The organism is Klebsiella indica (genome assembly GCF_005860775.1).
GTDB lineage: Bacteria > Pseudomonadota > Gammaproteobacteria > Enterobacterales > Enterobacteriaceae > Klebsiella > Klebsiella indica.
Window position 1 is genome coordinate 20,383 of record NZ_VCHQ01000005.1, and the last position, 14,911, is coordinate 35,293.

13 protein-coding genes and 1 pseudogene are annotated in these 14,911 nt (G+C 53.7%); 5 read left to right on the forward strand and 9 right to left on the reverse strand.

What is annotated here, in order from left to right:
- Window positions 1-62: 62 nt before the first annotated feature.
- Window positions 63-632, reverse strand: coding sequence for a peptidylprolyl isomerase A (gene ppiA, locus FE839_RS03565; RefSeq protein WP_138359222.1), 570 nt, complete (start codon window positions 630-632; stop codon window positions 63-65).
- A 277-nt stretch (window positions 633-909) separates the two neighbouring features.
- On the opposite strand from ppiA, the gene tsgA reads away from it, so the two are divergent.
- Window positions 910-2,094 (forward strand): MFS transporter TsgA, encoded by a 1,185-nt coding sequence (gene tsgA / locus FE839_RS03570; protein WP_138359224.1) that lies wholly within the window; start codon window positions 910-912, stop codon window positions 2,092-2,094.
- Here the strand turns inward: tsgA and FE839_RS03575 are convergent.
- Window positions 2,091-3,413: a cytosine deaminase gene (locus FE839_RS03575; protein ID WP_138359226.1), complete on the reverse strand. Its 1,323-nt coding sequence runs from the start codon at window positions 3,411-3,413 to the stop codon at window positions 2,091-2,093. The genes tsgA and FE839_RS03575 overlap by 4 nt on opposite strands.
- A 240-nt stretch (window positions 3,414-3,653) precedes the next feature.
- Here FE839_RS03575 and nirB point away from each other — a divergent pair, with 240 nt between their 5' ends.
- The 4 genes and pseudogenes from nirB (at window position 3,654) to cysG (ending at window position 8,238) form a co-directional block, all read left to right on the forward strand.
- Entirely contained in the window at window positions 3,654-6,197 is a 2,544-nt protein-coding gene (gene nirB, locus FE839_RS03585) for an NADPH-nitrite reductase large subunit (protein ID WP_138359228.1), read from the forward strand.
- Entirely contained in the window at window positions 6,194-6,520 is a 327-nt protein-coding gene (gene nirD, locus FE839_RS03590; protein ID WP_138359230.1) for a nitrite reductase small subunit NirD, read from the forward strand. The genes nirB and nirD overlap by 4 nt, the downstream gene beginning before the upstream one ends.
- A 78-nt stretch (window positions 6,521-6,598) precedes the next feature.
- Window positions 6,599-6,673: pseudogene (locus FE839_RS24820) on the forward strand (hypothetical protein); the annotation flags it as partial.
- A 191-nt stretch (window positions 6,674-6,864) separates the two neighbouring features.
- On the forward strand, window positions 6,865-8,238 hold the full coding sequence (gene cysG, locus FE839_RS03595) for a siroheme synthase CysG (protein ID WP_138359232.1): 1,374 nt from the start codon (window positions 6,865-6,867) through the stop codon (window positions 8,236-8,238).
- 77 nt (window positions 8,239-8,315) lie between these two features.
- Here the strand turns inward: cysG and trpS are convergent, their stop codons facing one another.
- The 7 genes from trpS to aroK form a co-directional block, all read right to left on the reverse strand.
- A complete protein-coding gene (gene trpS / locus FE839_RS03600) occupies window positions 8,316-9,320 on the reverse strand; it encodes a tryptophan--tRNA ligase (protein ID WP_138359234.1) in 1,005 nt (334 codons plus the stop codon).
- Between the two features lie 3 nt (window positions 9,321-9,323).
- Window positions 9,324-10,073 (reverse strand): phosphoglycolate phosphatase, encoded by a 750-nt coding sequence (gph, locus tag FE839_RS03605; RefSeq protein ID WP_138359236.1) that lies wholly within the window; start codon window positions 10,071-10,073, stop codon window positions 9,324-9,326.
- The gene (gene rpe / locus FE839_RS03610; RefSeq protein WP_138359238.1) at window positions 10,066-10,743 is read right to left on the reverse strand and encodes a ribulose-phosphate 3-epimerase; all 678 of its coding nucleotides are present in this window, start codon (window positions 10,741-10,743) and stop codon (window positions 10,066-10,068) included. Before rpe ends, gph begins: the two co-directional genes overlap by 8 nt.
- Window positions 10,744-10,763: 20 nt before the next feature.
- Entirely contained in the window at window positions 10,764-11,588 is an 825-nt protein-coding gene (gene dam, locus FE839_RS03615) for an adenine-specific DNA-methyltransferase (protein ID WP_138359240.1), read from the reverse strand.
- A gap of 78 nt (window positions 11,589-11,666) precedes the next feature.
- Window positions 11,667-12,923 (reverse strand): cell division protein DamX, encoded by a 1,257-nt coding sequence (gene damX, locus FE839_RS03620; protein WP_138359242.1) that lies wholly within the window; start codon window positions 12,921-12,923, stop codon window positions 11,667-11,669.
- An 84-nt stretch (window positions 12,924-13,007) separates the two neighbouring features.
- The gene (gene aroB, locus FE839_RS03625) at window positions 13,008-14,102 is read right to left on the reverse strand and encodes a 3-dehydroquinate synthase (RefSeq protein WP_138359244.1); all 1,095 of its coding nucleotides are present in this window, start codon (window positions 14,100-14,102) and stop codon (window positions 13,008-13,010) included.
- A 54-nt stretch (window positions 14,103-14,156) separates the two neighbouring features.
- The gene (aroK, locus tag FE839_RS03630) at window positions 14,157-14,678 is read right to left on the reverse strand and encodes a shikimate kinase AroK (RefSeq protein ID WP_138359246.1); all 522 of its coding nucleotides are present in this window, start codon (window positions 14,676-14,678) and stop codon (window positions 14,157-14,159) included.
- Window positions 14,679-14,911: the final 233 nt, after the last annotated feature.

Sequence of the window (14,911 nt, forward strand, 5' to 3'; positions counted from 1 at the left end):
TATCTGGCGGGCGATACGGAGAGGACATTGCGCGAGCATCGCACCCGCGCAGGAGGAATGCTTTATGGCAGCACTTTTGCCGACAGAATAACGATAGGTTTAGACGGGACATTCTGATATGGCCCAACATTATGAGTCGGTACCTGAGAAATCTTATCCGCCACGTCCATGCCTTTTACCACTTTACCAAAGACCGCATAGCCAAAATCACGCTGACCGTGATCGAGGAAAGCGTTATCCGCAATATTGATAAAGAACTGACTGGTGGCGCTGTCGCGATCGGCGGTACGCGCCATCGCGATGGTCCCGCGGGTATTGCGCAGACCGTTATCGGCTTCATTTTTAATCGGTGGATTCGGCTGCTTTTGCTGCATTTGTTCGTTAAAACCGCCGCCCTGTATCATAAAACCCGGAATGACACGGTGAAAGGTGGTGTGGTTATAGAAACCACTGTTAACGTACTTCAGGAAATTCTCAACCGAGATCGGCGCTTTCTGGCTATTTAGCTCCAGCTCAATATTGCCCGCAGAGGTAGTCAGCAACACATGGGGATCCCCCTTTGCCGCCATGGCAGGGGAAAATGCTGAAATGGCAAAAACGGCAGCCACCGCCGCGAGAGTTGATTTGAGCATGGACATTCCTTAACGGAGCAGGATAAAAAAGCAAGTGGCTTGATTCTAAAGAGCCTTTGTCCCGTGGGCCAGCCTTTTACCTAATTTTACTTAGCTGAAACACTTGTAACGTTCCTCCCTCATTGAACGGCCAATAATAAATGTGATTTATGTCACATATAAATATGCAAAAATATTTATATTTCATAATAAACATTGCTTACATCACCCAAACGAATAAAATCTGTCCGCCCGGCGCAAAGTCAACGCGCTTTACATTTCTATTCACAGGCCAGTCATGACTAACAGCAACCGTATCAAGCTCACATGGATCAGCTTCTTCTCCTACGCCCTGACCGGCGCATTGGTGATCGTCACCGGGATGGTGATGGGAAACATCGCAGATTATTTCCATCTGCCCGTTTCCAGTATGAGCAACACCTTTACCTTCCTTAACGCCGGTATCCTGATTTCTATCTTTCTGAATGCCTGGCTGATGGAAATCGTTCCGCTGAAAACCCAGCTTCGCTTCGGCTTTATTCTGATGGTGCTGGCCGTCGCGGGGCTGATGTTCAGCCACAGCCTGGCGCTGTTCTCCGCGTCAATGTTTGTCCTGGGCCTGGTCAGCGGGATCACCATGTCGATCGGTACCTTCCTGATCACCCATCTGTATGAAGGGCGTCAGCGCGGCGCGCGTCTGCTGTTTACCGACTCTTTCTTCAGCATGGCGGGCATGATCTTCCCGATGCTGGCGGCTTATCTGCTGGCGCGCAGCATCGAATGGTACTGGGTTTATGCCTGCATCGGCCTGGTCTACGTCGCTATTTTCGTGCTGACTTTTGGCTGTGAATTCCCGGTATTGGGTAAAAAAGCCCAGCAGGACAGCCAGCCGGTGGTAAAAGAGAAATGGGGTATCGGCGTGCTGTTTCTCTCCATTGCCGCCTTGTGCTATATCCTCGGCCAGTTAGGTTTTATCTCCTGGGTGCCGGAATACGCCAAAGGCCTGGGTATGAGTCTTGGCGATGCGGGTAAACTGGTGAGCGATTTCTGGATGTCGTACATGATCGGTATGTGGTCATTCAGCGTTATCCTGCGCTTCTTTGACCTGCAGCGTATTCTGACCGTGCTGGCTGGCCTGGCGACGGTACTGATGTATCTGTTTATTAACGGTTCGCCGGAGCATATGCCGTGGTTTATCCTGAGCCTCGGTTTCTTCTCCAGCGCGATCTACACTTCGATCATCACCCTGGGCTCGCTGCAGACTAAAGTATCATCCCCTAAACTGGTCAACTTTATTCTGACCTGCGGCACCGTCGGCACCATGCTGACCTTCGTCGTGACCGGCCCTATCGTCGCCGCCAGCGGCCCGCTGGCCGCGCTGCATACCGCTAACGGCCTCTATGCCGTAGTATTTGTGATGTGTCTGATCCTCGGCTTTGTTTCCCGTCACCGCCAGAACAACGCGGCTGTGGCATCGCACTAAGCCTCAGGCCCCTTTGTTCCGGCAAAGGGGCCATTTCGGCTAAAAAACAGCTCCTCTCCGCCGCTATCCGTCTGCACCCAGGTCTGCGCCAGCTGCGTTGTGGCGATCACTCTCCCCTGACGAATTGACCAGCGTACCGGAACCTGGCAGCGTACCGCTTCAAAACCATTTTCGGCAGGCAGAATCACCAGATTCGCCATATTCCCGGTCGCAATACCGTAATCGCTCAGGCCCAACGTGCGGGCGCTGTTTTCCGTCACCAGTTTCAGCCCATCGTTAATCTGCTGATAGCCCATCATCTGACAAACGTGCAGCCCCATGTGCAGCACCTGCAGCATATTGCCGGTCCCCAGCGGATACCACGGGTCAAAGACATCATCATGACCAAAACAGACGTTTATTCCCGCCGCCAGCAGCTCCTTAACCCGGGTAATTCCGCGACGCTTCGGATAGTCATCAAACCGTCCCTGCAGATGGATATTAACCAGCGGATTCGCAACGAAATTAATACCGGAAAGCTTCAGTAAGCGGAAAAGACGCGAGGTATAAGCGCCATTATAGGAGTGCATTGCGGTAGTATGGCTGGCGGTCACTCGCGGCCCGATCCCCTCTTTTAGCGCCAGGGCCGCCACGGTTTCAACGAATCGCGACTGCTCATCATCAATTTCATCGCAATGAATATCCAGCGGCAGCTGATACTTCTGCGCCAGGCGAAAAGCGATATGCAGGGATTCCACGCCATATTCCCGCGTGAACTCAAAATGGGGGATCGCGCCCACCACATCGGCTCCCAGGCGTAGCGCCTCTTCCAGCAAAGCTTCACCGTTGGGGTAAGATAAAATGCCTTCTTGCGGGAAGGCGACAATCTGTAATTCTACCCACGGCGCCACCTCCTGTTTTACCTCCAGCATCGCTTTGAGCGCGGTCAGCGTAGGATCAGAAACATCCACATGGGTACGGACAAACTGAATGCCGTTGGCAATCTGCCATTTCAGCGTTTTCCACGCCCGGGTTTTCACGTCCTCATGGCTCAATAACGCCTTACGCTCCGCCCAGCGTTCAATTCCTTCAAACAACGTCCCGGACTGATTCCAGTTCGGCTCACCGGCAGTTTGGGTCGTATCGAGGTGAATATGCGGTTCAATAAAAGGCGGAATCGCCAGTCCACCGCGGGCATTCAACACTTCATAACTTTCGCTACGCGCCTCTCTCATTGGGGTGATATCCCCGAAGCGCCCCTTGTCTATCGCTATCTGCCATAACCCTTCGCGATCGGGCAGACGAACATTCTCAATTAACCAAAGCGGCGCTGCTGTCATATCGATGGCTCCCGTAAATATTGCTGAAGGTAGGCGTAACCCGGTGTGGTTGCTTGTAGCTAGCGTTGTACATAAAAAAAGCAAAAAGGAAAAGCCAGCGTTTTCCATAACTTATAAAAACACTGACAAATCATGAATATACCCATTAAGTGGTAGGCAAAGGTGCAATTGATTTGCATCAATAAGCGTCACGACTGAATCGTTAAGGTAGGCGGTAATAGAAAAGAAATCGAGGCAAAAATGAGCAAAGTCAGACTCGCTATTATCGGTAATGGTATGGTCGGCCATCGCTTTATTGAGGACCTTCTTGATAAATCCGACGCTGCCAATTTTGACATTACCGTGTTCTGTGAAGAACCCCGCAAAGCATACGACCGTGTCCACCTCTCTTCCTACTTCTCCCACCACACCGCTGAAGAGCTGTCTCTGGTGCGTGAAGGCTTTTATGAGAAGCACGGCGTTAACGTTCTGGTCGGCGAACGCGCCATTACGATCAACCGTCAGGAGAAGGTCATCCACTCCAGCGCGGGTCGTACGGTCTATTACGATAAACTGATCATGGCGACCGGCTCCTGGCCGTGGATCCCGCCAATTAAAGGTTCCGAAACCCAGGACTGCTTTGTTTACCGTACCATTGAAGATCTCAACGCCATTGAAGCCTGCGCCCGTCGCAGCAAACGCGGCGCGGTGGTCGGCGGCGGCCTGCTGGGTCTGGAAGCCGCTGGAGCGCTGAAAAACTTAGGCGTCGAAACCCACGTTATCGAATTTGCCCCCATGCTGATGGCAGAACAGCTGGATCAGATGGGCGGCGAGCAGCTACGCCGTAAAATCGAAAGCATGGGCGTGCGCGTACATACCAGCAAAAACACCAAAGAGATCGTTCAGGAAGGCACCGAAGCGCGTAAAACCATGCGTTTTGCCGACGGTAGCGAGCTGGAAGTCGATTTCATCGTTTTCTCTACCGGTATCCGCCCGCGTGACAAACTGGCCACCCAGTGCGGCCTGGAGGTCGCTCAGCGCGGCGGTATCGTGATTAACGACGCCTGCCAGACGTCTGACCCGGATATCTACGCGATTGGCGAATGCGCCAGCTGGCACAACCGCGTGTACGGTCTGGTCGCGCCTGGCTACAAAATGGCGCAGGTTGCCGTTGACCACATCCTCGAAACCGAAAACGCATTTGAAGGCGCAGACCTCAGCGCCAGGCTGAAGCTGCTGGGCGTAGACGTCGGCGGCATTGGCGATGCGCATGGCCGCACGCCGGGCGCGCGTAGCTACGTTTACCTCGACGAAAGCAAAGAGGTCTACAAACGCCTCATCGTCAGCGAAGACAACAAAACCCTGCTCGGCGCGGTGCTGGTGGGCGATACCAGCGATTACGGCAACCTGCTGCAACTGGTGCTGAACGCGATTGAACTGCCGGAAAACCCGGACTCGCTGATCCTGCCGGCACATTCTGGCAGCGGTAAGCCTTCCATTGGCGTTGATAAACTGCCGGACAGCGCGCAAATCTGTTCCTGCTTTGACGTCACCAAAGGGATGCTGGTCGCCGCCATCAACAAAGGCTGCCACACCGTTGCGGCGCTGAAAGCGGAAACCAAAGCCGGTACTGGCTGCGGCGGCTGTATTCCGCTGGTTACTCAGGTTCTGAACGCCGAACTGGCGAAACAGGGTATTGAAGTGAACAACAACCTGTGTGAGCACTTTGCGTACTCACGTCAGGAACTGTTCCACCTCATCCGCGTGGAAGGCATTAAAACCTTTGAAGAACTGCTGGCGAAACACGGTAAAGGCTACGGCTGCGAAGTGTGTAAACCGACCGTCGGTTCTCTGCTGGCCTCCTGCTGGAACGAATACATTCTGAAGCCACAGCACACCCCGCTACAGGATACCAACGACAACTTCCTGGCGAACATCCAGAAAGACGGCACTTACTCCGTGATCCCGCGTTCTGCGGGCGGCGAAATCACGCCGGAAGGTCTGGTGGCCGTAGGTCGCATCGCGCGTGAGTTTAACCTGTACACCAAAATTACCGGTTCTCAGCGTATTGGTTTGTTCGGCGCGCAGAAAGACGATCTGCCGGAAATCTGGCGTCAGTTGATTGAAGCGGGCTTCGAAACCGGTCACGCGTATGCCAAAGCGCTGCGTATGGCGAAAACCTGCGTGGGCAGCACCTGGTGCCGCTACGGCGTGGGCGACAGCGTCGGCTTCGGCGTCGAGCTGGAAAACCGCTACAAAGGCATCCGTACCCCGCACAAAATGAAATTTGGCGTCTCCGGCTGTACCCGTGAATGTGCGGAAGCCCAGGGTAAAGACGTGGGGATTATCGCCACGGAAAAAGGCTGGAACCTGTACGTCTGCGGTAACGGCGGGATGAAACCGCGTCATGCAGACCTGCTGGCGGCGGATATCGACCGCGAAACGCTGGTTAAATACCTCGACCGCTTCATGATGTTCTACATCCGTACCGCCGACAAACTGACCCGTACCGCACCGTGGTTAGATAACCTGGAAGGCGGCATCGACTACCTGAAGTCGGTCATCATCGACGACAAACTGGGCCTGAACGCGCATCTGGAAGAAGAGATGACCCGCCTGCGTGAAGCGGTGGTGTGCGAGTGGACGGAGACCGTGAATACACCGTCTGCGCAGGTTCGTTTCAGACACTTTATCAACAGCGATAAGCGCGACCCGAATGTTCAGGTGGTTCCTGAGCGTGAACAGCATCGTCCGGCAACGCCGTACGAACGCATTCCGGTAACTCTGGTGGAGGAAAACGCATGAGCCAGTGGAAAAACATCTGCAAAATCGATGACATTCTGCCGGAAACCGGCGTCTGCGCGCTGTCAGGCGAAAAGCAGGTCGCCATTTTCCGTCCATATCACAGCGACCAGGTATTCGCGATCAGCAATATCGACCCGTTTTTTGAGTCCAGCGTGCTGTCGCGCGGGTTGATTGCCGAGCATCAGGGCGAACTGTGGGTTGCCAGTCCGCTGAAAAAACAGCGTTTCCGTCTGAGTGACGGTCTGTGCATGGAAGATGAAAGCCATTCCGTCGCGCACTACGAAGCTCGCGTGAAAGACGGCGTGGTGCAACTGCGCATTTGATGAATCTGGAGGCGCAACGCCTGGTACTGAACGCGTCAGTCAGGCAGCCTGACGACAATGGAGGCTCACCGGCCGTGAATTACTCTCGGGAATACTTTGTCCGGTATCGTATTCATGGGATCAGGTTATTGGTATGCTACGACAAAAGCGGAGCCCCGGCTCCGGAAAAATAAACAGGAGTCTGTTTTAGCAGGTTTGAATACGCGCTGTGCGCCCCCCCTTCTCACGTACACGCGGCACGTGAGAAGGGTTTGCCACGCTCGCCCTGCGAGGCGTTCGAACGAGCAAACAAGATAACCTGACAAGCCAGAAAGGCTGCAGCCAATAATTTAAGAGGTAATGTCGTGGACCATTTGCCTATATTTTGTCAATTACGCGATCGCGACTGCCTGTTAGTCGGCGGCGGCGATGTCGCCGAGCGTAAAGCCCGTCTGTTGCTGGACGCGGGCGCCAGATTAACGGTCAATGCGCTGGATTTCATCCCCCAGTTCCAGGTGTGGGCCGATTCACACAGACTGACCCTGGTGAAAGGCGAGTTTAACCCCGCCCTGCTCAATAACTGCTGGCTGGCTATTGCCGCTACCGACGACGAAGCGGTCAATCAGCAGGTTAGCGATGCGGCGGAAGCCCGGCGAATATTTTGCAACGTGGTGGACGCGCCTCAGCAAGCCAGCTTTATCATGCCGTCGATTATCGATCGCTCGCCGCTGATGGTTGCCGTCTCATCTGGCGGTACCTCACCGGTACTGGCTCGTCTGCTGCGCGAAAAGCTGGAGTCGGTTTTGCCGTTACATTTGGGTCAACTGGCCCACTACGCGGGCCAGTTGCGTTCCCGGGTGAAGAAACAGTTTGCCACCGTCGGGGAACGGCGGCGCTTCTGGGAAAAACTGTTTGTTAACGACAGGCTGGCGCAATCTTTGGCCAATGAAGATCGTCAGGCCGTGGTGGATACTACGGAACAGTTGCTGACTGAACCGCTGGATCATCGCGGCGAAGTCGTTCTGGTTGGCGCAGGGCCCGGTGACGCAGGGCTACTCACGCTAAAAGGGCTACAGCAAATCCAGCAGGCGGATGTGGTGGTTTATGACCGCCTGGTTTCCGACGATATTATGAACCTGGTGCGCCGCGATGCCGACCGGGTGTTTGTCGGCAAACGCGCAGGCTATCACTGCGTTCCGCAGGAAGAGATTAACCAGATTTTGCTGCGTGAAGCCAGGAGCGGGAAACGCGTAGTTCGGCTGAAAGGCGGCGACCCGTTTATCTTTGGTCGCGGCGGTGAAGAGCTGGAAACCCTGTGTCAGGCAGGGATTCCTTTCTCCGTCGTGCCGGGCATTACCGCCGCCTCCGGCTGCTCGGCTTATTCCGGTATCCCTCTCACCCATCGTGATTATTCTCAGGGGGTGCGTCTGGTCACTGGTCATCTCAAGACCGGTGGCGAACTGGACTGGGAAAACCTGGCGGCCGAAAAGCAAACGCTGGTGTTCTATATGGGCCTGAATCAGGCGCCCGCTATCAGGGAAAAACTGATAGCCCACGGTATGGCGGCCGACACGCCTGCAGCAATTGTTGAGAACGGTACGGCGGTAACTCAGAAGGTGGTCACCGGTACCTTAGAACAGTTGGATCTGCTGGCTCAGCAGATGGCCAGTCCGGCGCTGATTATCGTGGGCCGCGTGGTCGGTTTGCGCGATAAGCTGAACTGGTTCTCAAACCACTAATCTTTCCGCTCATCCATAGTAAAAAGCCGGATGCATCGCACCCGGCTTTTTTATTTCGTTGCGACCATCAAGATGGCTCAGGGTTTAGCAACAAACCCAATCGCTTCGTAGACTGCTTTCAACGTCACGGAAGCGCGAGCGCTGGCTTTCTCCGCGCCCTCTTTCATCACCTGATTCAGGAAGGCTTCGTCACTACGGAACCGGTGATAGCGCGCCTGCAGCTCGGTCAGCATACCAGAAACCGCTTCTGCCACTTCCCCCTTCAGATGACCATACATCTTGCCTGCAAAATGCTGTTCCAGCTCAGGGATACTCTGACCGGTGACCGCCGAGAGGATATCCAGCAGGTTGGAAACGCCCGCTTTATTTTCAATATCGTAACGAACAACCGGCGGCTCGTCAGAGTCAGTAACCGCACGTTTGATTTTTTTCACTACCGATTTCGGATCTTCCAGCAGGCCGATAACGTTATTACGGTTATCGTCTGACTTGGACATCTTTTTGCTCGGCTCCAGCAGAGACATCACGCGTGCGCCGGATTTCGGGATAAACGGTTCCGGTACTTTAAACACGTCGCCGTAAATAGCGTTGAAGCGCTGGGCGATATCTCGGCTCAGTTCCAGATGCTGTTTCTGATCTTCGCCGACCGGTACCTGGTTGGTTTGATACAGGAGAATATCGGCAGCCATCAGCACCGGATAGTCAAACAGACCGGCGTTAATATTTTCCGCGTAACGGGATGATTTATCTTTAAACTGGGTCATCCGGCTCAGCTCGCCGAAATAGGTGTAGCAGTTCAGCGCCCAGCCCAACTGGGCATGCTCCGGCACGTGAGACTGCACGAAGATGGTGCTTTTTTCCGGGTCAATGCCGCACGCCAGGTACAGCGCAAGCGTATCCAGCGTAGCTTTACGTAGTTGCTGCGGATCCTGGCGGACGGTAATCGCATGCTGATCAACGATGCAGTAAATGCAGTGGTAATCGTCCTGCATGTTTACCCACTGACGCAGCGCCCCCATATAGTTGCCAATGGTCAATTCACCGGAGGGCTGTGCGCCACTAAAAACGATGGGCTTAGTCATTTTTTATTCCTGAGTCTCACTGAACGGTAGCCCGAAAGCAGGCAAAAGTTCATTAAATTGGTCAAAGATATAATCCGGCTCGCTCAGTGAAATTGGCTCGCCGTAGTTGTAGCCGTAAGTCAGGCCGATTGAACAGCAACCTGCCGCTTTCGCCGCCTGAATATCATTACGTGAATCGCCGACAAACAGCAGCTCAGCCGGTGTCAGCCCCAGTTTTTTGGCCACCAGAAGCAACGGATCGGGATGTGGCTTCTTGTTCTTCACATCATCACCGCCAATCACCACGCTAAAATAGCTGGCGATATCCAGCGCCCCCAGAATCGGCGCGACAAACGGCGTTGGCTTATTGGTCACCAGCGCCAGCGGCAAGCCTTTAGCATGCAGCCTGGCAAGCGTATCCGCTACATTCGGGAACAGAAAGCTTCCCTCTTCCGCGGTTTCTGCATAGTAGCGGTCGAACAACTTACGCAAAATAGCCTGCTGTTCGCTCTGCGGAATATCATCATGCTCGACGGAAGGTTTGCCCTGCGCGGCACGCAGCGTCGTACGCTCCTGACGTGCCCAGGCCAAAGCCCGTTGCATCAAGACATCCGCGCCGTTGCCAATCCAGGTCACAACGCGCGCCTCGCCCGCCATCGGGAGTTCCAGCGCATACAACGCGTTATCAACGGCAGCGGTCAATCCCGGCGCGCTGTCCACCAGCGTCCCATCAAGATCAAACGCCACGCCGCGAATGGTTTGTAACTTATCCATGGCTAACCTTTGCTAATTCGCTACGCATTTGATCAATCACTTTTTTGTAGTCAGGCTGATCGAAAATAGCCGATCCGGCCACAAACATATCCGCACCGGCTTCGGCAATCTCTGCAATATTATTGACTTTTACGCCGCCATCAACTTCCAGACGAATATCGTAGCCCGACGCATCGATACGGCGACGAACTTCACGCAGTTTATCAAGGGTATGAGGAATAAAAGACTGACCGCCAAAGCCCGGATTCACGGACATCAGCAGAATGACATCCAGCTTATCCATCACGTAATCAAGATAGCTTAGCGACGTCGCCGGATTAAACACCAGCCCCGCTTTACAACCGTGCTCTTTGATGAGCTGTAGCGTGCGGTCAACGTGCTCAGAGGCTTCAGGGTGAAAGGTAATAATGCTGGCGCCCGCGGCGGCGAAATCAGGGACGATACGGTCAACCGGCTTAACCATCAAATGCACATCAATAGGGGCGGTGATACCGTAATGACGCAGCGCTTTCAGCACCATAGGACCAATAGTCAGATTTGGCACATAGTGGTTGTCCATCACGTCAAAGTGCACAACATCCGCACCCGCGGCCAGCGCACTGGCGGTATCCTCGCCCAAACGAGCAAAATCTGCCGACAGAATCGAAGGGGCAATCAAATACTGCTTCATCCGCATCTCCTTGAAATTTATTAGGTCTTGGGCGGACAGTACAGAGCCAGAAGCTCGTCCACCTTCTTACGTGTCCCACCGTTACTGCTGATGCTGCGGCGAACCTTCACGATATGTGTCTCAGCGGCATTTTTATACCACTCCTGAGTCAGCGGCGTACGATGGTTTGAGATAAGCACAGGAATACGCTTTTTCATCAGCGATTCCGCCTTTTTCGCCAGTAATTCCTGCTGTTGCTCACTAAAGCTATTTGTATGATAGGCCGTAAAATTCGCCGTTGACGACAGGGGGGCATACGGTGGATCGCAATAAACAACCGAGCGATGATCCGCACGTTTCATACAATCTTCATAAGACTCACAATGAAACTCTGCATGCTGTGCTTTCTCCGCGAAATGGTACAGCTCAGCCTCTGGAAAGTAAGGCTTTTTATAGCGGCCAAACGGCACATTAAATTCACCGCTCAGGTTGTAACGGCACAGGCCATTGTACCCATGGCGATTCAGATACAGGAACAGCACCGCCCGACGCAACGGCTCCTCGATTTGATTGAATTCATCACGAAACTGGTAGTACCGTTCTGCGACGTTGTTCTCAGGAGTAAACATTTCGCGCGCCGCCGCAACGTACTCATCGGTTTGCAGTTTGACCAGCTTATACAGACTGATCAAATCACTATTGATATCAGCGAGGATATAACGCGAAAAATCGGTATTCAGAAATACCGACCCGGCCCCCACAAAAGGCTCAATCAAGCATTCGCCCTGCGGCAAGTGCTTCTTAATATCATCAAGCAGGGGGTATTTCCCCCCCGCCCATTTCAGAAAAGCGCGATTCTTTTTCATGCTGCCTAACTAATTACACATTCTCCGGCTGTGGAGAAAGCTCCGACAGCATCCTGCGCTTCAGACTACACTGCGGCATTATTTCAGGTCAGACTGAACCTGGTGCAGCGGTTTCGCCCACGGGTTCTTTGCCTGTACATCTGCCGGCAGAGTGGCAACGGCTCGCTTCGCTTCATCTTTCGAAGCATAAATTCCGCTCACCAGAACATACCACGGCTGACCGTTACGCGTAGTCTCATAGACAACATATTTGTTCAGCTTCTCTTTCTTCGCCCAATTGTTGAGATTGTTGTAGTTAGAGGAGCTACTGAGCTGCAGAGTATAGTGACTGGATGGCGCAGACTTCATCGCGCCAATGTCACCCGTACTTTTCCGGGCTGCGGTAGTCGCTGCAACCGCTGCTGGCTGAGCCGGTTTCGTCTGCGCGGAGGCCGCAGGCTTAGTCGGCTGGGCCGCTGGCGCTTTTACAGGCGCTGCGGCGGCAACGCTTTCTACACGCTTCGGCTGAATCACCACCGGTTTCGGCTCAGCTGGCGCTTTCACCTTAGCCTGCGTTTTAGGCTCTATCACCGTATGCTTACGCTCAGCCCGACGCGGCTCCGCTGCCGTCTGACGTTCCACTGTTGCCTGCCGAGGTGCGTTACCATTACGGATCGGAGCGACCGTAGCGGGTTCAGTTGGCAACGTAGAATCCGCTACCACGCTATCAATCTGGCCCTGCTGTTGGGTCAGCGCGCTGTTCAGGTCACCCTGAACCTCAACACGTTGCTGCCCTTGCGGTTCTGTGGTTGTCGGGGCCTGCGGGTTAGAAGCGACTGGCGGCAGAGAGACGTCCTGCGGTTGCGAATTGTTCGCCACTGTCGCATCCTGCGCGGCAGGTTGGGCATGATTATCCTCAACACCGGACAAATTGATGCTCTTCTCGCCAGAAGCCGTTTGCTCACCAGATGAAGAGGAAGGTGATTTCAACGCCGACCCAACGCCAACAATCAGCAGCAGAAGGACGAGTATCCCCACGCCCATCATAATGTACTGACGGGAAGCAGGTTTAGCCGGCGCCTTCTTACGCCTGCGCGGACGACGTTCAACCTGAGGCGTTTCGCCACCGTCATCATCCGGCTCCAGATCCTCGTCATACTCTTCATATTGTTCTTCATCGTGCGCGCGGCGTGTTCTACTGCCGCGGGTCGGACGATTATCGTCAGCATCATCAATATCAAGATCATCAAAATTGATTTGCGGATCGGCATCACGCTCTGCTGACTGACGAGAACGACCAGTACGACGATCGTTGCGATCGGCTTTCATATCGTCTTCTGGCTTTAATTCATCCATTTAACACCCCACTAAAAGGCTTATGCTCACGACTATTGCATATCACCCGAAATGATAACGCCGCGCGAGCGCGGCCAGACCTTCTTATTTTTGCGCAAGCTGGGTATCAGCAATCGCGCCCATAACCACATCATGCGACACGCCACCGCGTATCTCGCTCTTCCCTATCGCAAGAGGGAGCACCAGTCGCATTGCACCTGCCAGCACCTTTTTATCACGCATCATGTGAGGCAAATACGCTTCTGCAGGCATCGCCTCCGGCCCACATATCGGTAAATCCGCACGCTGCAATAACTGAATAATTCTCCGCGTATCTTGCGCGCTAAACTGCCCTAAACGCTCGGATACGCGCGCCGCCATAACCATACCGGCAGCCACCGCTTCACCATGTAACCAGTTACCGTAGCCCATTTCAGCTTCGATAGCATGACCAAAAGTATGTCCAAGATTGAGTAAAGCACGCAGCCCGGTTTCTCGCTCGTCGGCCGCGACAACATCAGCTTTCAGTTCACAACAGCGACGAATGCAGTAAGCCATTGCTTTTTCGTCCAGCGCCATCAAAGCATCAATATTATTTTCCAGCCAGTCGAAGAATTCGCCGTCGAGGATAATACCGTACTTGATGACTTCAGCCAGACCGGAAGAAAGCTCACGCTTAGGCAGTGTTTTGAGGCAGTTGAGATCGACAACAACAGAAACTGGCTGCCAGAAGGCGCCAATCATATTCTTACCAAGAGGATGGTTGACCGCCGTTTTACCGCCAACCGAAGAATCCACCTGCGACAAGAGCGTGGTGGGAACCTGGATAAAACGTACCCCGCGTTGATAGCTGGCTGCGGCAAATCCGGTTAAATCGCCGATCACCCCACCGCCGAGCGCCACTAAGGTGGTGTCACGGCCGTGTGGTTTTTGCAACAGAGCGGTAAAAACGCTATCCATCACAGCCAGGCTTTTATACTGCTCGCCATCAGGAAGAATCACGCTGTCGACTTTCACGCCCGCGTTCTCAAGCACAGAACGCACAGTATCCAGATAGAGCGGAGCCAGCGTTTCATTGGTGACCAGCATAACCTGGTCGCCTGATTTCAGTGGCAGGAAGGAAGCTGGATCGTTAAACAAACCAGCCGCGATGGTAATCGGGTAACTACGTTCCCCGAGGGTTACAGTAAGCCTCTCCATAACGCGACATCCACCTCAGTTGCTTTTACTCTGACGAACCTTATTAAGCCAGAATCAGTTGCTTTCCAGCATATGAATAATCTGGTTTGCTACCACTTTCGCGCTTTGATCGTCGGTGCGGATAGTGACATCGGCAATCTCCTCATACAGCGGATTCCGTTCATCCGCCAACGCTTCCAGAACTTCGCGAGGCGGCGAATCAACCTGTAATAAAGGACGCTTTTTATCACGCTGCGTACGGGCAAGCTGCTTTTCGATAGTTGTTTCCAGGTAGACCACCACGCCGCGGGCGGAGAGACGGTTACGCGTTTCACGGGATTTTACAGAGCCGCCGCCAGTCGCCAGCACAATTCCCTGTTTTTCCGTCAACTCATTGATGATTTTTTCTTCACGGTCGCGGAAGCCGTCTTCGCCTTCGACATCAAAGACCCAACCCACATCTGCGCCAGTGCGTTTCTCAATTTCTTGATCGGAATCGTAAAATTCCATGTTGAGCTGTTGGGCTAACTGGCGCCCAATAGTGCTTTTGCCGGCACCCATAGGCCCAACCAGAAAGATATTGCGTTTCTCTGCCATTTTTTCGGTACTACTAAGACTATTCGTTAATGATAAACCCGCTGCGCAGACAACCGGCGCAGCAGGGCATGAACTGAAACCTCATATGCGATAGAGCGAGAGTCAGACTAAAAATTATCTCAATACTCCGGCTGGTTTGGCAACAGAATAAATCACCGGGCAAGAAAGGGAGGATTGATGTCGTACACGACTCTCAAATCGGTACTCCTTGTATGCTAAATCCGTCCTCACGT

Coding starts and splice junctions, on each gene's coding strand:
- ppiA (WP_138359222.1), bottom strand. CDS start 632: ATGCTCAAATCAACTCTCGCGGCGGTGGCTGCCGTTTTTGCCATTTCA.
- rpe (WP_138359238.1), bottom strand. CDS start 10,743: ATGAAGCAGTATTTGATTGCCCCTTCGATTCTGTCGGCAGATTTTGCT.
- aroK (WP_138359246.1), bottom strand. CDS start 14,678: ATGGCAGAGAAACGCAATATCTTTCTGGTTGGGCCTATGGGTGCCGGC.
- FE839_RS03575 (WP_138359226.1), bottom strand. CDS start 3,413: ATGACAGCAGCGCCGCTTTGGTTAATTGAGAATGTTCGTCTGCCCGAT.
- gph (WP_138359236.1), bottom strand. CDS start 10,073: ATGGATAAGTTACAAACCATTCGCGGCGTGGCGTTTGATCTTGATGGG.
- tsgA (WP_138359224.1), top strand. CDS start 910: ATGACTAACAGCAACCGTATCAAGCTCACATGGATCAGCTTCTTCTCC.
- aroB (WP_138359244.1), bottom strand. CDS start 14,102: ATGGAGAGGCTTACTGTAACCCTCGGGGAACGTAGTTACCCGATTACC.
- nirB (WP_138359228.1), top strand. CDS start 3,654: ATGAGCAAAGTCAGACTCGCTATTATCGGTAATGGTATGGTCGGCCAT.
- nirD (WP_138359230.1), top strand. CDS start 6,194: ATGAGCCAGTGGAAAAACATCTGCAAAATCGATGACATTCTGCCGGAA.
- damX (WP_138359242.1), bottom strand. CDS start 12,923: ATGGATGAATTAAAGCCAGAAGACGATATGAAAGCCGATCGCAACGAT.
- dam (WP_138359240.1), bottom strand. CDS start 11,588: ATGAAAAAGAATCGCGCTTTTCTGAAATGGGCGGGGGGGAAATACCCC.
- trpS (WP_138359234.1), bottom strand. CDS start 9,320: ATGACTAAGCCCATCGTTTTTAGTGGCGCACAGCCCTCCGGTGAATTG.